This window comes from Dysosmobacter segnis, from assembly GCF_014297285.1.
GTDB classification, from domain to species: Bacteria; Bacillota; Clostridia; order Oscillospirales; family Oscillospiraceae; genus Oscillibacter; species Oscillibacter segnis.
In genome coordinates this window covers 1-18,880 of record NZ_JACOQI010000013.1, presented here as the reverse complement: position 1 = coordinate 18,880, position 18,880 = coordinate 1, and the positions used below count along the sequence as shown (strand labels likewise).

The window sequence follows — 18,880 nt, the reverse complement described above, 5'->3', positions numbered from 1 at the left end:
TGGTTCCACATGATTCTATCGCGGCTCCGCCGCCAAAACAAGCCGTTTTGAAAAACCTTAACAGAAAAGTCCTGCCGGGATCCGGATATCCTGACGCGGTACCTTCTCCCACGCGAAGTCCGCCAGCAGCTCCGCCGCCGTTTTCGGCGCGGCAGAGGGATTGAACCTTGCTAGGAACGCCAACCGTCCCAAAATTTCCTCCGGGGGCAGCCTGTCCTGCAAGCTGTCCAGTCCCACGGCGCCGTCCCGCTTGGAAAGGCGGCGGCCCTCCGCTGTCAGCAGCAGGGGGAAATGGTAAAAAACCGGCGGCGTCAGGCCCAACAGATGATAGAGATACAGCTGGCGGGGGGTAGAGTCCAGCAGGTCAGCGCCCCGCACCACCTCCGTCACGCCCATGGCGGCATCATCCACCACCACAGCCAACTGGTAGGCGAACATCCCGTCGGACCGCCGCAGCAGAAAATCGCCACAGTCCGCCGCCAGATTTTCCTCGTATCGGCCCATGTGGCCGTCTGTAAAGCCCCAACGCTCCTCCGGCGTTATCAGCCGGAGGGCCGGGGCGCGATTCCTGCTTTTTTCCGCGATCTCCGCCGCGGTGAGATGGCGGCAGGTCCCGGCATAGACCACCTGCCCGTCCTCCCGGTGAGGAGCGGAGGCAGCGTGAATCTCCGCCCGCGTACAGAAGCAGGGATAAACAAGGCCCTTTTCCCGCAGCGTTTCCAGCGCCGCTTGGTAGATCTCCGTCCGCTGGCTCTGGTAATAGGGGCCGGTGCCGTTATCCCTTCCGGGGCCGATGTCCCAATCCAGCCCCAGCCATTGGAGATCCCGCTCCATCTGCTCACTGTACCTCCGGGGACAGCGGGCGGTATCCAGATCCTCCACCCGAAGCAGGACCCGGCCGTCCTTTTGTCTGGCGGAAAGCCACACCAGCAGGGCACACAGAAGGTTTCCCAGATGAAGCCGCCCGCTGGGGGACGGCGCGAAACGCCCGACGGTCTCCATGGCCCCTCCTTTCGGGTAAACAATCCCAGTTTAAAATTACGGTGCCATTATACTCCATTCCTTCTGTCAAGGCAAGTATTCCCCGGAAACACCGACACAACTGCCGGTAAAAACGAAATTTCCAGTTGATAATTCAGAAAAAATATCGTATAATAGATTCCGTAATTCATCCTCCGCTTGCAGACGCGGAGCCGGTCTCGCGCAATGGAGCCCCGTGAACCATGTCAGGCGGGGAACCGAGCAGCATTAAGCGGGATGTTCCATGTGCCGCGAGGACGCCGGTTCCGTGTCTGCAAACGGAGGATGTTTTCATACGCTCAGGGCACCCTTTGGAGCTGCCCGCGTGCCCTTACTTCCCGCGGATTCGATTTTTCAGGAGGTGTGTTCCATGTATCAGGCGCTGTACCGCAAGTGGCGGCCCAAGGTGTTTTCCGACGTCATCGGTCAGGAGCACATCACCGAGACCTTGAAAAAGCAGGTGGCGGAGGGCCGTACCTCCCATGCCTATCTGTTCACCGGCACAAGAGGTACCGGCAAGACCACCTGCGCCAAAATTCTGGCCAAGGCTGTCAACTGCGAGCACCCGGTAAACGGTGACCCCTGCTGTCAGTGTCCCAGCTGTCTGGGACTGGAAAGCGGCAGCTTTCTGGATGTTCTGGAGCTGGACGCCGCCTCCAACAACGGCGTGGACCAGGTCCGGGCCCTGCGGGATGAGGCCATCTACGCCCCGGCCAACGTAAAAAAGCGGGTCTACATCGTGGACGAGGTCCACATGCTGTCCACGGCGGCCTTCAACGCACTGCTGAAAATTTTAGAGGAGCCCCCCGCCCACCTCATGTTCATTCTGGCCACCACGGAGCTGCACAAGGTGCCCGCCACCATTCTCTCCCGGTGCCAGCGCTACTCTTTTAAACGCATTCTCCCCAAGGACATCGCCCAGCGGCTGTCCTATGTGGCCGGTCAGGAGCACATTGACCTGACGGCGGACGGTGCCGAACTGCTGAGCCGTCTGGCAGACGGCGCTCTGCGGGACGGCCTGAGCCTTCTGGATCAGTGCGCCGCCGCAGGCGGCACAGTGGACAGCCGAGCGGTGCTGGAGGTGTTGGGTCTGGCAGGCAATCTGCAAACTGCCCAGCTCATGCGGCACATTCTGGACCGGAATGCCCAGGCGGCGCTGCTGCTGCTGAACGAGCTGTACGCCGGGGGCAAGGATGTAGGCGCTGTATTGGGTGAGCTTTCCACCCTGACCCGGGATCTGCTGCTGCGAAAAACCGCCCCGGAGGGCGGTGCAGCGCTGCTGTCCGGCGGATTTGACAGCGCTACGCTGGATCAGCTGGGCAAGGATGTTCCCTCCAACCGTTTTCTCTATCTGGCCTCCACCTTGCAAAAGGCCGCAGCCGATCTTTATTACAGCGCCGACCGCCGCACCGATGCGGAGCTTTGTCTCCTGCGGCTGTGCGACGAAAGTCTCTGCGGCGATCTCACCGCCTTGGAAAACCGGATCACCCGGTTAGAGGACGCAGCGGCCCGCGGCGCTGCGATCTCCGCCGCCGTGAACCAAAGCGTCTCCGCCGCAAAGGCGATCGGGGCAGCACCGGTGTCTCAGGCCCCTGCAAAGCCCGCGTCCAAATCTGTGGAACCACCGCCTGCGGAGGCCCCGCCCCCTTGGGACGAGCCGCCGCTGCCGGAGGAGCCGCCCATGCGGGAGGAACCCGGTGAACGGGTCTTTGACATTCCCGAGGACGCCATTCCTGTCCGGCCCGCACAGCCCAAGGCCGTCCCGGCCAAGCCGGCAGCCTCCATTCCTTCAGCGCCGAAGCCACAGACGGCCGTTCACAGCGCTGCGCCCGTCAGCGGTGACTGGTGGAAGGCTCTGTCCGAAAACTGCAAGGGTCAGATCCCTCCCATGTACCGGGCGTTTCTGGACCTGTGCGGCGGCGTGTTGGAGGGCGATCAGCTAACGGTGTTTGCACCCGATGAGATCACCCTGAACCGTTTGGACAATGACCGGGTACGAGGCGTTTTGTCCGCCGAGGCGGAAAAGGTCTCCGGCCAGCCGGTGCGGTTACTGCTCCGGGAGGGAGAGCCGCCAAAGCCGTCCCCGGAGGAAAATCTGAAGCAGCTGCTGCAATTCGGCAGTCAGTTTGACAATATTGAAATCAAATAAAAGGAGAAATTTACTATGGGTTACAGTGCACGCCGCGGCTTCACCAACGGCAAAATTTCCGGAGCCGCCCGTCAGGCGGAGCTTCAGCAGAAGATCGCCGCTATGCAGGAGAAAATGACTGAAGCACAGGACGCCGTTGAGGCGCAGGAGTTCACCGCCAGCGTAGGCGGCGGTGTTGTGGAGGCCAAGGTCAACGGCAAGAAGGAGGTCCTCTCCGTCATCATCAAGCCGGAGGCCGTGGACCCCGAGGATGTGGAGATGCTGCAGGATCTGGTGGTCTCCGCCGTCAATGAGGCGCTGCGTCAGGCCAATGACGCCATGGAGAATAGCATGAACGGCGTCACCGGCGGTCTGGACCTCAGCAGCTTCGGCCTGTAAGGGAGATCACAAAAGAGCGGAGCGAATGCTCCGCTCTTTTTGGAATACGCCCATTTAAAACCCCAAAAGGAGGACCCATGAAAAAACGAATCTTGGCAGCAGCCTTATGTCTGGCCCTTCTGTCCGGCTGCGGTGCCCGCCCTCCGCTGGATCTGCCGGATGCGGAGTCAGACCGTGCCGTGATCGCCTACGTTCCGCTGGATGACCGGCCTGACAACGTGGGCCGGGTGGAATATCTGGCGGAAAGTCTGGGGTATGTCCTGAATATGCCAGAAGAATGGATGTTCAAAACACTGCTGGATGGGCAGATGGAGGACTATTACGCCGAAAACGGTCTGGAAACACAATCCTGGACCGGGCAAAGCGGCTATCCCGGCCTCCTGTACGATTGGGTGCTGGAACAGGAGGCATCAGGCTGTGACCGCTACCTTCTTTCCGTGGACCAGCTGCTCTATGGTGGACTGGTGGCCTCCCGTCTGGCGGAAACCACCACAGAGCGTGACGGTGAGCCGTGGCCTCTGACAGATTTGCTGGAAAGCCTGCTGTCCGCTTTGGCGGAGGACCCCAACAACGAGGTCTGGCTGCTGGACAGCGTTATGCGGCTGGCCCCCACCGTGGGCTACGCCGGCGGCACGCTGGAATACTACAACGCCATGCGGACCATCGGCGCGGCACCCCGGAAAACCCTCACCGGGGACGAATTGACGTTGGAAAATATTCACGCCACCTACGATACGGACGCCGACGGCCACGATCTGCTGCGCTTTGAGGACAGCGTGATGCACGATGCCGCCCTCCGCTACACGGAGCACCGGATCAACAAGCTGACCCTCAGCGGAGAACTGTTGGAAACCGTCAGCCGGATCGGCGGCGACCGGTTCCATGTGCTCATTGGCATTGACGATTCCTCCTCCGAGGACTGCATCCAAAAAAATGAGATCGCCTATTTGCAGGCTCGTCTGCGGGCAGGCGATGTTATCCTTTCCGGTGTAGATGATCTGGCCTTTAAGGCCGTGGCCAAGCTGTATCTCAGCGAGATTGGCTGGAACGGCGCACAGATTAATGTGCAATATTTCGGCGGTACAGAGGATCGGCCCGCCTGCGACTATGATTACAAGCCCCTAACAGAGATCGTGGCGGAGCATCTGGGCTACTTTGACCTGACGGTGGAGGACACCCCAGCGGATCTCTATGTGCTGGTGTTGACCCAGCCGGAGGACGCAGCCCAGAAGCAGCAGTACATCCAGGAGTTGACCGCCGTGCTGAATGAACGTCTGAAGGCCAATCTGCCGGTGATCCTCATTGACGCAGGCAACGGTCAGTACGGCACTGTCTTCCATGACGCCCTGACGAAAAAAGCGGAGCTGGGCAAGCTGTTGAGCTACGCCGGTTTTTTGGATATGGCCATCGTCACCGGCACGGCCCTGAGTCACGGTGTAGCCCGCTATGCCCATCTTGTTCAGGGCCGGACCTCGCAGGCGGAGGAGGTTGCCTTCTGCAAGACCCTTGCCGACAGCATTTTGAAGGATTTCTGCTATAAAAACGTGGTACGGGAGGATATTTTGTCCTATGTGCGGAATGATCTTGGCGGTGACGCCAACAACTTCTGCCTGCCGGAGCTGGACCGTCCCGCCATTGTCGCCCGGCTGACAGCGGGGATGGATAAGGCCACCGCCCCGGTACTGAAAAATTTAGAGCGCAGCAGCTTGCTCATCGGCCTAAAGCCCCATGTGGATACCGTCACAGCCCATTGGGGAAAGGTCTGCCTCTCCAATTACCGCTTCCCGTGGAACCGGGCCTTTGAGATCGACATGGATATTTCCGTGGACCCGCTGACCCGGTAAGCCGCGCCACCAAACAAAGATAGAAGAAACCAGCCCGTCCGGAATATTCCGGACGGGCTGGTTGTATTCGATCGATCAATAAAATTCCTTCATGTAGGCCAGAACGTCCTCCCGGGTGCCCTTGAAGGGACCGGGGGTCTCCATTTTCAGGGAGACGAGAGCGGTGCAGAAGTTCAGCGCTTCCTCCACGCTGCCCCGCTGACGCTCGGCGATATATCCGGCGAAAGTGGTATCGCCCCGACCGGTACGGCCGGAGAGGTTCCGGGCCTTGATGGGGCAGGTGTAGACCTTGTTGCCGTCATAAGCCAACACCTCGGTGTTGTGGGTGATGACCACTTCCTTGGCGCCCCAGTCATGGAGCATTTTCGCAGCCTCTACGCGGTCCGTCAGGCCGGTGAGGACCTCCGCCTCGGCGGCGTCGGTCTTGAAGTAATCCATCAGGGGCAGCAGTTCCTTCTTCTCCGCCCAGTCATGGAAGGCCATGGACTTATCCGGCTCCACATGGCGCAGCATGCACTGCACGTCCAGACCCACCTTGCCGTGCTTGGCGGCCTCCGCCAGCAGAGCGCCGTCAAAATCGCCGTAGACCAGACCGGCAAAGTGATAGACCTTGGTCTTCACCTGGGGCAGTTCCTCAAAACGGAAGGGGTCGCACACGCCCATAGAGGTGCAGGCCCGCTTTTCCTTGTCGGCGGTGAAGTACTGGTTGCGGATGGAGCAAGTGGCCTTGGACGCAGCCCAGTAGAGGTCTGCGTTGACTCCGGCGAAGCGCTCCTTCACATCGGCGTCCGCCGCGTTGGACTTGCAGAAGATGGCGGTCTTTGCGCCGCTGCCGGCGGCAGCAAAGCCGGAAGCCACAACAGCGCCGCCCACCTCTTTGCGCTCGTTGCCCAAATAATCGATGTTGTGGTCCAGAGAGACAGGACCCACTACCATGATATCGTATTCTTTCATATTCCGCTCCTCATCAGTTAAAGTAACAAAAACAGGCTATTCAGCGGCAAGCTCCGCCGCAGGATCAGTATAACACGGTCCGAAGGGATCACAATTCCTGAACGGTGATAACGCCTTCGATCTGAGATACATGGGTCAGCAGCTCATCCACGGAAACGCCCTTGCTGAAACGCAGGGAGAAGATCGCGCAGGCGTTGTGGCTCTCGCTGTCGGAGTTGCGGGTGATCTCCATATCCTGAAGGGAGACCTTATTTTCCCGCAGGAAACGCAAGACTTCTTCCAAGCAAGGCTTTCCGGTGTACTCCATGTAGAGATTGATCTCCGGCACATGGTCCAGAATCCGATATTCCAGTCGGGAGAGGAAGGATTCTGCCACTAACACAAGAACCGTTGTCAGCAGAGCGCCTTCATAGAAGCCGCCGCCCAGTGCCAGGCCGATAATGGCGGAGGCCCAGAGACCCGCCGCAGTGGTAAGGCCCTTGACCCGATGCTGCCGGGTGACAACGATGGTACCGGCGCCGATGAAGCCGATACCTGCCACCACCTGCGCGCCCAGACGGGCCATATCCGTGTAGTAATGCAGATTAAGATAGAGGAATTGGCTGGTAAGTGTGGTGATCGCCGCACCCAGGCAAATAAGAATGTGGGTGCGGAAGCCGGCAGGGCGGCGCTTGTAAGCCCGCTCGATGCCGATGAGACCGCCGCAGAGGACAGCCAGCAGCATTCGTGTGGTGACGGAGGCAAGCGTCACGTCACGCAGTCCATCAAAAATAGGCAGCATCAGATCTTCTCCCTCCTTTAAAATTCTTCCACAGTGTAAACGCAGTCCAGTTCGGATATGGAGACCAGCACATCGGAATGGCTATGGCGTTTGGCCAGCCGCAGGGAAAAGACCGCGCTGGGATTGCTGGAGCCCGAACCCCTGCCGTGGTCAACCTCCACATCCAGAACCTGTGCGTTCTGCTCTTTGATGCGTCCGATTACATCACCAATGTGGTCCAGCGATTCAAACTCCACATAGATGTTCAAAAACGGGGCATGTTCCACCATCATGTTTTCCACGATGGGGAGATAGCGCATGGAAAGGAAGATCAGCACCGTCCCCAGAAAAACGCATTCATAGAAACCGGCACCGATGGCCAGGCCCATACAGGCGGAGGCCCAGAGGCCCGCCGCGGTGGTAAGGCCCTTGACCTCCCGCCGGCCGGTGACAAGGATCGTACCGGCACCCAGGAAGCCGACGCCGTTGATGACCTGCGCGCCGAAGCGGGAGACATCCGTCCGGAGTCCGATCTCAGAGGCAATAGACGCCCACTTGGTGGTGACCATGATGTATTCGTATTGACTGAGCAGCAGTGTCAGGGTCGCTCCCATACACACCAGCATATAGGTCCGGCACCCGGCAGGACGGCGCTTGCGTCCCCGCTCCAATCCCAGAGAGAAGCCGATGAGCGCAGAGAGCAGCAGCCGCAGAGCAACAGACACAAAATTCAGTTCACGAAAGTAATCCATCATAGTCTCATGAAACCAACAGGTCCGCTCGCCCCAGACAACACCTGAGGCGAGCGGATGCGCTGTATGATCCTTTCAAGTAATTCACAGCGTGTCGAAAAAGTTTTTTCGCCCCGCTGGGCAAGTTTTCAGAATTTTATAAAAGTTCTGAAAACTAAGGATTCCAATGGCACAGGACACCCTTCTTGGGTTTCCCGCGCACCCCCTTCCTTACCGTCGCGGAGAATTTACCACTTTATCGACAATCTCAATTCTTTTTATACTTCCAGATTTTTCTGGGTATTCCGGTCGAAAAGATGGGCCATAGCGCCGTTGAAGGTAAAGGCGATGGGGCTGCCGATGGTGAATGCAGAGGTGCTTTCCAGTTCCGTGGTGGGAACGATCATAATGGTGTCGCTGCCGCAGGCGCTGACGTGGAGATGGACTGCGCTGCCCATCATCTCGCTGACGTCCACGGTGCCGTGGATCATGGAGCCCTCGTCGCCGCTGAGGATCAGGTGCTCCGGCCGGACGCCCAGCGTGATGGGACCGGCTGCCGCACCGTTGGCCTTCAGCTTGGCCTGCTTCTCCTCCGGCAGGGTCACCTTGGCGCCGTTCAGCACCACGGCATACTGCCCGTCCTCCAGCACCAGCTCAGCATCGTAGAAGTTCATCTGAGGCATGCCGATGAAGCCGGCCACAAACAGGTTGGCGGGGTGGTTAAAGACCTCCTGCGGCGTGCCGATCTGCTGGATGACGCCGTCTTTCATGATGACGATACGGTCGCCCAGAGTCATGGCTTCCGTCTGGTCGTGGGTCACATAGATAAAGGTGGTGTTGATGCGCTGGCGCAGCTTGATCAGCTCTGCCCGCATCTGGTTGCGGAGCTTGGCGTCCAGATTGGACAAAGGCTCGTCCATCAGCAGGACCTTCGGCTCCCGGACGATGGCGCGGCCGATAGCCACGCGCTGACGCTGGCCGCCGGAAAGAGCCTTGGGCTTGCGGTCCAGATACTCCGTGATGTCCAGGATCTCCGCCGCCTGCTCCACCCGCTGATCGATCTCAGCCTTGTCCATTTTCCGCAGCTTCAGAGGGAAGGCAATGTTCTCCCGAACGGTCATGTGGGGGTACAGGGCGTAGTTCTGGAACACCATGGAGATGTCCCGGTCCTTGGGGGCCACATCGTTCATCAGCTGGCCGCCAATGTACAGCTCGCCGCCGGAGATCTCCTCCAGACCGGCCACCATCCGCAGGGTGGTGGACTTGCCGCAGCCGGAGGGGCCAACCAGCACGATGAATTCCTTGTCCTGAATGTGCAGATTGAAGTTATCAACGGCCAGAACGCCCTCCTCCGTGATCTGGAGGTTGTTCTTTTTCTCCGGCTCGCCCTTCTTCTTTTTCTTAGGCTCCTGATGGGGATAGATCTTCTTGATATTCTTTAAAATGACTTCTGCCATGGTGTGTTCCTCCTATTCGTTTTCGGATGCCGGAAGATACCGGACGTCCAAGGCGCCGTTGGGGCCGACGGTAAACCGCAGAGCCTCATGGGGCGGGATCTGCATACCGGGGACCGGGGGACAGTCGGAAAAATACAGGGCTGCCCCATGATCTGCCAGCAGCTTCATGGTGTCCGGATGGGCGCTGTTGTAGCGGCGGTCGCTGGACGCGCAGCAGACCACAGCGGTGGGACGGATCAATTCGGCCAGCGCTTCGTCGGCGCCGTCTTTTTGTCCGTGGTGTCCCACTTTGAACAGGTCCGCCCGCAGGTCCGCGGGATCAATGCCGTCATAGCCCGTCACATTGGTGTCACCCGGCAGCAAAATCCGGGTACCCCGGTAATTCAGCCGCAGAATGAGACTGTAGTTGTTCATGCGGGCATCCAGCGCGTCCAACCGTTGGAGGAACGTACCGCAAACGTTTGCACTATTATACAACGCATTTATTTCGTCCGCAAGGGCCAACTGTTTTTTTGTAGAGGGTGACAGGATCTGAACGGTCAAATCTGGCGCAATCACCAATTCCTGACCACTTTTCGGCGCAAGAATGGTTCCGCCGTGGTCCTCTACCAGAGCGCAAAGGGTGCCGTAGTCATTCAGGGCCTGCATGAATTTGCTTTCAGAGAGGTTTCTCGCCACGGAGCCGTCCAGAGGCCGGAGGGATCGGTAAAGATCCGGCGGCAGCGTTTGCCACAGCACCGCCGGGGGGGTAATCCGGGCTGCCCGCAGGAGACCGCAGAGATGATCCTCATGGATGTGGGTGCTGACGGCCAGATCCAGACGGCGGGTCCCCCGTTTTTTCAGATATTCCTCAATGCGGACCCGACCGGAGGAGCGGTCCGCGAATTCGCTGTCCTCAGCGCTGCCGCCGTCGATCAGGGCGGTGAATACGCCGTCAGGCTTGGAGGGGTCCGGGCTTTCCAGAAGAATGGCCTCGCCGTAGCCCACATTTACAAAAGTAACTGTTAACTTCTTCTCTTCCATAAGCACTTACGAAATCGCACGTTTGATGTACACACTGGAAAGCAGCAGGACCAGAACGGTCATCACGATGGCGCCCGCGCTGCCGAAGCCGAAGTCCAGGGACTTGATACCGTAGTTGTAGAGGTACTGGGTGATGGTGGAGGTGCTGTTGGCGGGACCGCCGCCGGTCAGCAGGTTCACCTTGTCGAACAGACGGAAGCTGTCGATGGTACGCAGCAGGGCGCACAGGGCCAGGCTGTTCTTGATGTTGGGAAGGGTCACATAAAAGAGGATCTTGAAGCGGTTTGCGCCGTCGATCCGTGCAGCCTCGTACTGGCTCTGCGGCACGGATTGCAGGGCAGCGTACAGCAGCAGGAAGACAAAGGGAGCACTTTGCCACACGTCGATGAGCACTAACATGCCAAAGGCGGTGTGGATATCGGAAAACCAGTTGTAGACCGGCAGGTGCAGAGCCTGCAAAACCTGGTTGACAATGCCGTAGTTAGGAGAGAGCATCATGCGCCAGCTCAGAGCCACAGTGACGGTAGGCAGCAGATACGGCAGGAGCAGCAGGGTGCGCATGGTTTTCTGGCCCCGTTTCAGACTGTTGACAAACAGCGCCATCACAAGACCGATGAACATCTCAAAAATCACAGCAAGAATAGTGAACTTGACGGTGTTGAGAATGGATTGCTGGAAATACGGGTCGCTCAGCAGCTTTGTATAGTTTTGAAGGGCGATAAAATGGGACCCTTTCTTCAGGCTGCGGAGAAGGTTGTAGTCGGTAAAGCTGTAAACCAGCGTAAAGAACAAAGGATACGCCGTCATGATCAGCAGGATCACAACGGTAGGGGACAGCATTCCCAAACCAAACCGTTTGGTCTGGGCATCTGCGGAGCGGAGTTTGGTATTTACGTTTCTTTTCATGACAGCGGCCTCACATTTCAGAAGCGTTACGGATCGTAATCATTAAAAGGAATGGGGGAAACATTCTTTTTTGTTGTGCGGCCGGGCTTTTCGCCCGGCCGCACGTTTCATTACATGCAAAATGGGGATGTAAGCGGAATGCTTACTTCATCAGAGCTTCCAGCTGAGACTGGGCATCGGCCAGGCCCTGATCGACCGTCTTGACACCGTTGACGATGTTGTCCATCTCAGCGCCCAGGATGGTGTAGAACTGAGTCCACTCAGCAATCACGGGACGATACATACCGCCTTCCAGAGCCTTGCAGACAACCTCATACTGAGGATAGGTCTTGAGGATCTCGGCATCCTGCAGGCTGGAGTAACGGCAGGGCACACCGCCGGAGGGAACAGTGGATTTCTGGACATCCTTGTCCATCAGGTAGCTCAGCAGCTCGGTAGCCAGTTCCTTGTTCTGGCTGTTGCTGGGGATACCAATGGTCCAGACGCCATAGACGTTAGCGTTGTGGGTCTCGCCGCCCTTGGCGACAGCACCGGTGATGGCGCAGTAATCAGCAGCGGTATCAGCAGTGGGAGTGTACCAGCCGGGCCAGCCCACACCCATGGTGCCGGCGCCAGTATCGCAGGAAGCGATCAGGTCATCCTTGACCTGGGCGGAACCGGTAGCGATGAGCTTCAGATAGAAGTTCATAGCATCCTTGAACTCGGGAGTATTGACGGTGGGCTGATTGTTGCTGTCGATGACCCAGCCGCCGTAGGACAGCAGGATGGGCAGGAAGTCGACGACCAGGTTGTTCTGGCTGTCGCCACGATAGATGAAGCCCAGCTTGCCGTCAGCCTTGGCCTTTTCGCAGATCGCCAGCATATCCTCCAGAGACAGGATGGTGTCACCGGTGTAACCGGCGGCTTCCACGTTGGCCTTGTTGTACAGCAGGACGGTCACGTTGCCGTAGTAGGGAGCCAGATACAGGTCATCGCCCACATAGCAGATGGCGGTGGTAGCGGGGATCACGTCCTCATCCAGAGAGTAGCCCAGCTCGGTGAGGTTGGCCAGAACGCCGTTCTCGGTGAACTCAGCCATCCAGGAGCCGTCCACCATGCACAGGTCATAGGAGCCCTTGTCATTGATGGCGTCCAGAGCGATGCCGGAGTACAGGTCGCCCTCAGAGAGCTCCTGCACCTCGCAGACAACATTGTGCTCAGCCTCGAAAGCGGGCAGGCACTCCTTGATCACGTCGGCATAGGTGCCGCCGCGCAGGATCAGGGACAGCTTGGTGGGTTCTGCGGAGGTATTATCAGCGGGAGTATTGCTGTCAGAGGGAGTCTCGGTCTTACCGCCGCCGCAGGCGGCCAGAGACAGGGCCATAACCAGCGCCAGAATCAGGGACAACGCTTTTTTCATCTTGTTTTCCTCCTAATCTGAAATTGTTGGATTTTATTTTGTTACTCTTTGACAGCACCGCTTGAAAGTCCGGAGATCAAGTAGTTCTGCGCAAAGATCACAAACAGGGTGATGGGGATGACGGAGACCACGCCGCCTGCGGCCACCAGGCCGAAGTTGGTGAGGTTATCCTCCGTGTTCAGCAGGGCCAGCGCCAGAGGAACGGTGTTGTTGGCGGCGGTCCGGGTGAAAATGACGGTGTAGGTGTACTCGTTCCAGGCATACATAAAGGAGAGCATGGCCACTGCCGCGATGCCGGGGGCCACCAGCGGCAGCACGATCCGGCAGAACAGCTGCCACTCGGTCGCGCCGTCCACCTTGGCACTTTCCTCCACCTCTTCCGGCAGATCCTGGAAGAAGCTGATCAGGAACCAGATGATCAGCGGCACGTTGATCAGCACGCAGGCCAGCAGTACCGGCAGCTTGGTGTTCAGAATACCGAGCTTATTGAACATAATGTACAGCGGGATGGTGAAGGCCACCGGCGGCAGCACGCGCACCAGCAGGACCCAGTATGTCATGGGCTTTTTCAGGCCGAACCGGAACCGGCGGCGGGCAATGATATAGGCCGCGCAGATACCGACAACCAGCGAGACAAACAGAGAACCGAACGTAGTCTGCAAGCTGTTGATGATGGCGGTGCCGAAATTCTTGGCCGAAAACAGCTCCGCGAAATGGATGCCTGTCAGACTTTGGGGAATCAAAGCGATATGTCCCCTCATTTCATCCGTAGGCCGGATCGCCATTGCCACCAGCCAGTAGATGGGAAACAGCGAGACCATCAGAAAAAACAGACAGCCTATGGCCTTTCCAACCGTTCCAATTCTCTTTTTCCGTTTCACAAGAACGCCTCCTTATTGAGTGAAAAACGTTTTCCACCGAAGAGTATACATTTTATATAGTGCTGAAACAATCAAACCCAGGTGAAGCCTGTGTAAAATTTCTGTCAGATCGCGGCGCGGGAGGATGCCCGGATCTTGAGATTCACCGGCACCACCGTCAGCCGGGGAACATCCTGCGCACCGTCCAGCAATGCAGCCATGTGCTCCATGCACAGCTCGCCCATCCGTCGGCAATCCACATGGATGGAGCTGAGCTCCGGCTCCATCATGGGGCAGACAGAGGAATCGTCGAAGCCCACCACCGCCAGATCCTCCGGCAGGCGGAGCCCCAAACGCCGGGCGGCTTTCATGACGCCGGCGGCCAGCACATCGTTAAAGGCGAATACGGCGGAGGGCCGATCCGGGCGGCTCAGCAGACGGAGGGCTGCCTCTGTGGCGCTCTGGATATCCCGGTCGCACATCAACGCGCCGGATTCATCCACCGAAAGGCCGTTTTCCCGCATAACGGAGAGAAACGCATTGTAACGGGCACTGGTGACATAAGGGGAGAAGCGGCCCATCAGCATGGCGATTCGCTGATGTCCGGCAGAGATCAGATGGCTGACTACCTGACGCACACCGCCGGCTTCATCCGCCACAATGCAGGGCAGATTGAAGCCCGCCGCCCGGTTGTTTACCAGGACCACGGGGATGTTCTGCCGCTGAAATTCGGAAATCAGGTCGGCCTGGGCATTGCCTGCCAGGATGACACCCTCGATCTGCTTGCTCTGGGCCGTGCGGGTCCATTCCTCCGCTGTGGAGATCAGAAGCTGGTAGTTGGTGCCGTTGGCGCGGCGCATGACGCCCTCGCAGATGCTGGCGTAAAATTCATCCAGGATGGTCGCGCCCTCTTTACAGATCAGGAAGGCGATCTTGTCGGTCTGCTGCCGGGCCATGGCCCGGGCTATTGCGCTGGGTTGGTAATGCAGTGCCTCCGCCGCGGCGTAGACCCGGCGGCGGGTGGATTCCCGCACCCGGTCCGGTGTCGTAAAGGTCCGGGAGACCGTGGCGGTGGAGACGCCGGACAGGCGGGATACATCATAAATCGTTGGGGTATCCATAAAACCGGTTCTCCTTTCCAGTGCAAGAAAGCGCTTACATTCATGCACAATAAAGATAAAGCGCCAAGTGCTGTGATTTGTGCATATGATATCATGGCAAAATTTGGATTGCAATAGAAAATCTCCATTTTCTACAGATATCAAAAACAACGTCTTTCTGTATTGTGCAACATTCACAAATCCAGATATTTTTCTTTGAATGCAGTGCTCCTTGCGTCACCGGTTCTATTCGATAATTCACAAAGCTGCCTATGTAAGCGATTGCATTTTGGAAAAATGCAGCAGCCTCGCCCAGTAATCGCCCGCTTTCAAGAGCCAATATAGCAGGCGGCCATGGATCAACCCATGGCCGCCTGCCGCTGTCGATCTCTTCAGTTTTCCATGTGCCGGCCCAAAAAGGCAGCGACGGTCTGGGCCAGCTTGTACTCCGCGTCCCCGGCAGCAGCGGGGCTGTCGCTGATGAACAGCACCAGTCCCAGCAGATCTCCCTCCGAAAGGATCGGCGCGGCCACAATGGCCATCAGGCGGTCACTGCTGTCGGATACCGGGATCTGGGGCCCTTGACCGTCATATTGGTAGATGCGGCGGTTCTCCATAACCTGCTCCAGTTGGGCGGTAATGCCCTTGCCCAGCAGCTCCCGCTTGGCGCCGCCGGCCACGGCAATGACGCTGTCCCGGTCTGTCACGGCACAGATGGCCCCGGTGGAACGGCTCATAGTCTCGCAAAGCTGGGCCGCAAAATCATCCAACCCGCCCATGAGGGAATACTTTTTGAAGATGACCTCGCCATCCCGGCTGGTATAGATCTCCAACGGATCACCGTCACTGATAACATTGGCATGAAAGACCTTGTCCGGACGCATTTTTGCGCTCTGGACGATGGTAATGGTTGAGATATCTCCCGTGCCGTCAGGAAAATTTACGGTGTCCCCCTGACGGGCCATGGCAGCAACGGAGCCCTCCTCACGGGGCAGCTCTCCGCAGCGGAGCAGGCAGTCAATGTCGGCTTTCAGCCGAATTTCCAGATGATCCTCATAGACCTTGATTTTCTTAATGATAAGCTGTAGATCCTTGCGGTCAAGATGTTCCTTGCTTAGCAGGTCATCAAAGACCTCCATGGCGGTTTTCGCCGCGCGGTTCACCTGAATAATGGTGTTGCGTTTGTCCGCCGTCATTTGCAGCTGATTCTGCAAGCCGTTGATGCGCTGGATCAGGTCATGCTCCAGCTCGTCGTAGGTCTCCTCCAAAATGGCCTCCTGCTCCGGGTGCCGCGCCATATCCCGAATACGCTGGCGCTTGGTGGCTTTCAGTTCCTCCTGTGCGTCCAGCAGCAGGGTTTCCAGATTCTCCGCAGTGCGTTCCGTTTCGCTTATGTCCTCCTGCTCGTGGGCAAGGTCGGCGTTGAGACGCTCCAGCATATTGGCGGAGTTGTCCTTTACCTTTTTGAGATACAGCTTCATCAACTCGTCCAGCCTGTCCACCCGGATGTGGTGACTGGTGCAGCCGGACAGTCCCCGGCGGTGATAGGTTCCACAGGTGTAGGCGGGGCGCAGATCCCGGCGGCTCATAGCAAACATGGGACTGCCGCAGTCGCCGCATTCCAGAAAACCTGAATACACATTGTCATTGATTTTCTTCCCGCGGTAGTGGTTGGTAGAGCGCTGTTCCCGCAGGGCGCGGACGGTGGCAAAGGTGCGGTAGTCGATGATGGCTTGATGGTGGTGTTCAATGACGATATGTTCCAACTCGTCCCGCTTGACATCCTTACCGTTGATTTTGGCACGGGTGTACTTGCCCTGCCGGAGCGTACCGATATAAAAATCATTGTCGAGAATGCCCTGCACCGTGACAATAGCCCAGTCCTTTTTCGCTGTGCGGCGGGATTCCTCTCCCTCCGCCTCTTTGCGAAGCTGCTCTGACATCCGAGGGGTGGGCACACCAGTATCTGTCAGGTGGTTGGCGATTTTCTTATATCCCCAGCCGTCCAGATAGAGCTGGAAGATTTCCCGCACGATCTCTGCCTCCGTAGGGACGATCTCAAACTGCTTTTGTTTATTGAGAATGTAGCCATAGGGCGCGGCGCACAGCCACGCGCCGTCTGCCTGACGGCGGCGGATGACGGACTTTACCTTCTTGCTGGTGTCCGTCACTGGCATTTCGTTGATGAGAAACTGGAACTGGATTTTCAGCCAGTCATCGTCGTTTGGGAAGTCAATGTTGTCTCCGATGGAGATGATACGCACACCGGCGTCCCGCAGGTCTTCCAACTCCACCAAACCGCGGGAATTGCGGCGGGAGAAACGGGAGAAGTCTTTGACAATAAGAATGTCGTACTTGTGGCTCATCAGCCCGCGCCGCATTTCCTGATAACCCTCACGCTGCTCGAAGGTGTAGCCGGAGCGGTCACGATCCTCGTAAAAGGTCAGCGTACTGTCGGGGAAGCGGTGCTTCACAAAATCTTCGATGATAGCCTTTTGGTTCTCAATGGATACATTGTCGCGGTCCAGTTCCTCGTCCACCGAAATGCGCGCGTAGCCCGCGATGGCAAAGCGTTCGATCATAGCTTGTCACCTTTCAGATATACAGCGATCTGCCGGTCAAATTCAGAGATGTAGTCGGCATCCTGCTTTTGGCGGAATTCCTCATAAATAGTACCTACTTTTTTTACCGCCGCCTCGTGGGAGATGTGGCCCTTGCCCTCCAGCACCTTGCGGCGGTTGTTGGTGAGGAAGCGGTCGGTCTCACTGAGCCAATCCTGCATGCTCATGAGCTGCTCGTCCTCCGCCATCAGTTCGGCATAGTCGATGAACATGGTCACAAGACGATTCAAGCGGCTCAATTCTTTTTCGTTCAGGTAGTTTTTGGCCACCAGCGTGTCGCTTTTCAGAATTTTTCCGTCCGGCGCGCCCTTCCATGTGGTAAGCCCCATCGTGGGACTGTCCAGCGTCGCCCGCTCGGAAATCAGCTCCGCGGCTGTCTTGCCGGTGACGGCGTAATGCAGCTTGTTCTGCACGAAGGCGTAGAATGCTTTCGTGGTCTCGCTGTTTTTGTCATAGTCGTAGCTGCACTGCTCAAACACATCGGCAATTTTCTGGTAAGCCCGGCGCTCGCTGGCCCGGATCTCCCGGATGCGCTCCAGCAGTTCATCAAAGTAATCTTTGCCAAATGGCCGACCATTCTTCATCAGTTCATCGTTGAGGACAAAGCCCTTCTGGATGTACTCTTTCAGGGTCTTGGTGGCCCATTGGCGGAAGTGGGTTGCCTTTTTGGAGTTGACCCGGTAGCCTACGGCGATGATGGCGTCGAGATCGTAATGGTCAATGCTGCGCCGCACTTCGCGGCTGCCCTCCTTGCGAACTACCGAGAATTTCTCGGTAGTTGCCGCCTGCTCCAATTCACCGTCCGCATAGATGTTTTTCAAGTGCAGAGAGATGTTGTCAGCGGAGCAGTCGAATAATTCTGCCATGCCGCTCTGTGTCAGCCAAAAGGTTTCGTCCTTGAACACCACGCTGACGAACTGCTTGTCAGTACCGTTGTCGTACAGTAGAATTTCGCCGTGTTGTGGAAAGAGTCCACTCATAGGCACACCGCCTTTCTATCAAGATTGTTCTGTCTGTTGATTTCACTTTGCAGATAATATTGTATCACGGTTTTTTTATAAAAGCAACCGCAAATCGCATTTCGTATCATCGGTTTGACTAAGCGGCATCGGTCAGTACCGATACCGCTTGCGCTTTTTATTCCATCACCGGTGCCTGCTGTTTCGCTTCCAGCTCTGCCGCACGGTTTCGATTGTAGAGCAGGAGCTGATGGGTCTGCTCATACAGATCTTCCGTGCCGGACTGAAAGACTACTACGGTGTATTTTTTGCCGTTGTATTCCTGATAGATTGGACGGATCTGTTCACGCAAAGCGGCATCTGCCTGTTCCGAATGGCTGAGCCATATCTCTACGATCTTACGATCATCATGGACATTGATTTCCAAACGCATCACGCTCCTTTTCCAATAGTTTCCTCTGCTTTCAAGACTTTATACCCGATGTCTGCCGTCATAGTCCTCCCATCGTTTGCTCATGCTGTTGCTTTTTCTGTTCTTCCCGCGCGGCGTGTTCATCCAATTTTTCTTTCACAGCCATAGCCGCGCCCGCGGCGAAGCCGATCGCCGCACCGAAGTTTTCGGCGGCGATTTTCGCCTCTATGCGCCGCCGCTTTTCCTCGGCATCCTCATCCAATAGCGATCCCGCGGCAGCCAGCCCGGCCACGGCGGGGATCAGAGA

General features: G+C 57.5%; 17 protein-coding genes and 1 other RNA gene. 4 read left to right on the top strand and 14 right to left on the bottom strand.

From position 1 onward, the window contains the following. Positions 1 to 57: 57 nt before the first annotated feature. Positions 58 to 1,002 carry a tRNA glutamyl-Q(34) synthetase GluQRS gene (gluQRS, locus tag H8Z83_RS12560; protein WP_187015366.1) on the bottom strand — a complete coding sequence of 315 codons (945 nt, stop codon included), beginning with the start codon at positions 1,000 to 1,002 and terminating at the stop codon, positions 58 to 60. 188 nt (positions 1,003 to 1,190) lie between these two features. Here gluQRS and ffs point away from each other — a divergent pair. The 4 genes from ffs (at position 1,191) to H8Z83_RS12540 (ending at position 5,391) form a co-directional block, all read left to right on the top strand. Beyond that, positions 1,191 to 1,290: signal recognition particle sRNA small type (gene ffs / locus H8Z83_RS12555), an RNA gene on the top strand. A gap of 100 nt (positions 1,291 to 1,390) precedes the next feature. Continuing rightward, positions 1,391 to 3,169 (top strand): DNA polymerase III subunit gamma/tau, encoded by a 1,779-nt coding sequence (gene dnaX / locus H8Z83_RS12550; protein WP_187015365.1) that lies wholly within the window; start codon positions 1,391 to 1,393, stop codon positions 3,167 to 3,169. A 15-nt stretch (positions 3,170 to 3,184) separates the two neighbouring features. Then, positions 3,185 to 3,547: a YbaB/EbfC family nucleoid-associated protein gene (locus H8Z83_RS12545; protein ID WP_187015364.1), complete on the top strand. Its 363-nt coding sequence runs from the start codon at positions 3,185 to 3,187 to the stop codon at positions 3,545 to 3,547. Positions 3,548 to 3,624: 77 nt separating this feature from the next. Beyond that, a complete protein-coding gene (locus H8Z83_RS12540) occupies positions 3,625 to 5,391 on the top strand; it encodes a DUF4127 family protein (protein WP_187015363.1) in 1,767 nt (588 codons plus the stop codon). A gap of 75 nt (positions 5,392 to 5,466) precedes the next feature. Here H8Z83_RS12540 and H8Z83_RS12535 read toward each other — a convergent pair whose 3' ends face one another. From H8Z83_RS12535 to H8Z83_RS12475, 13 genes are all read right to left on the bottom strand, one after another. Beyond that, positions 5,467 to 6,345, bottom strand: coding sequence for a PfkB family carbohydrate kinase (locus H8Z83_RS12535; protein ID WP_187015362.1), 879 nt, complete (start codon positions 6,343 to 6,345; stop codon positions 5,467 to 5,469). Positions 6,346 to 6,433: 88 nt separating this feature from the next. Beyond that, positions 6,434 to 7,126 carry an MgtC/SapB family protein gene (locus tag H8Z83_RS12530; protein ID WP_187015361.1) on the bottom strand — a complete coding sequence of 231 codons (693 nt, stop codon included), beginning with the start codon at positions 7,124 to 7,126 and terminating at the stop codon, positions 6,434 to 6,436. A 17-nt stretch (positions 7,127 to 7,143) separates the two neighbouring features. Next, on the bottom strand, positions 7,144 to 7,857 hold the full coding sequence (locus H8Z83_RS12525) for an MgtC/SapB family protein (RefSeq protein WP_243184996.1): 714 nt from the start codon (positions 7,855 to 7,857) through the stop codon (positions 7,144 to 7,146). Between the two features lie 257 nt (positions 7,858 to 8,114). Continuing rightward, positions 8,115 to 9,293 carry an ABC transporter ATP-binding protein gene (locus tag H8Z83_RS12520; protein ID WP_187015359.1) on the bottom strand — a complete coding sequence of 393 codons (1,179 nt, stop codon included), beginning with the start codon at positions 9,291 to 9,293 and terminating at the stop codon, positions 8,115 to 8,117. 12 nt (positions 9,294 to 9,305) lie between these two features. Further along, positions 9,306 to 10,316 (bottom strand): ComEC/Rec2 family competence protein, encoded by a 1,011-nt coding sequence (locus H8Z83_RS12515; RefSeq protein WP_187015358.1) that lies wholly within the window; start codon positions 10,314 to 10,316, stop codon positions 9,306 to 9,308. A 6-nt stretch (positions 10,317 to 10,322) separates the two neighbouring features. Then, positions 10,323 to 11,222, bottom strand: a complete 900-nt coding sequence (locus tag H8Z83_RS12510) for a carbohydrate ABC transporter permease (RefSeq protein WP_187015357.1) — start codon at positions 11,220 to 11,222, stop codon at positions 10,323 to 10,325. Positions 11,223 to 11,364: 142 nt separating this feature from the next. Next, positions 11,365 to 12,621, bottom strand: coding sequence for an extracellular solute-binding protein (locus H8Z83_RS12505; protein WP_187015356.1), 1,257 nt, complete (start codon positions 12,619 to 12,621; stop codon positions 11,365 to 11,367). A gap of 41 nt (positions 12,622 to 12,662) precedes the next feature. After that, complete coding sequence (locus H8Z83_RS12500) at positions 12,663 to 13,502, bottom strand: carbohydrate ABC transporter permease (RefSeq protein ID WP_187015355.1); 840 nt, start codon at positions 13,500 to 13,502, stop codon at positions 12,663 to 12,665. Between the two features lie 104 nt (positions 13,503 to 13,606). After that, entirely contained in the window at positions 13,607 to 14,602 is a 996-nt protein-coding gene (locus tag H8Z83_RS12495; RefSeq protein WP_187015354.1) for a LacI family DNA-binding transcriptional regulator, read from the bottom strand. A 371-nt stretch (positions 14,603 to 14,973) separates the two neighbouring features. Beyond that, positions 14,974 to 17,163, bottom strand: coding sequence for a stage V sporulation T C-terminal domain-containing protein (locus H8Z83_RS12490; protein ID WP_187015353.1), 2,190 nt, complete (start codon positions 17,161 to 17,163; stop codon positions 14,974 to 14,976). Then, positions 17,160 to 18,182: a virulence RhuM family protein gene (locus tag H8Z83_RS12485; protein WP_187015352.1), complete on the bottom strand. Its 1,023-nt coding sequence runs from the start codon at positions 18,180 to 18,182 to the stop codon at positions 17,160 to 17,162. The genes H8Z83_RS12490 and H8Z83_RS12485 overlap by 4 nt, the downstream gene beginning before the upstream one ends. A 157-nt stretch (positions 18,183 to 18,339) precedes the next feature. Further along, entirely contained in the window at positions 18,340 to 18,588 is a 249-nt protein-coding gene (locus tag H8Z83_RS12480) for a hypothetical protein (protein ID WP_187015351.1), read from the bottom strand. A gap of 64 nt (positions 18,589 to 18,652) precedes the next feature. Next, a partial coding sequence (locus H8Z83_RS12475) for a hypothetical protein (RefSeq protein WP_436231646.1) occupies positions 18,653 to 18,880 on the bottom strand: 228 nt, incomplete at its 5' end.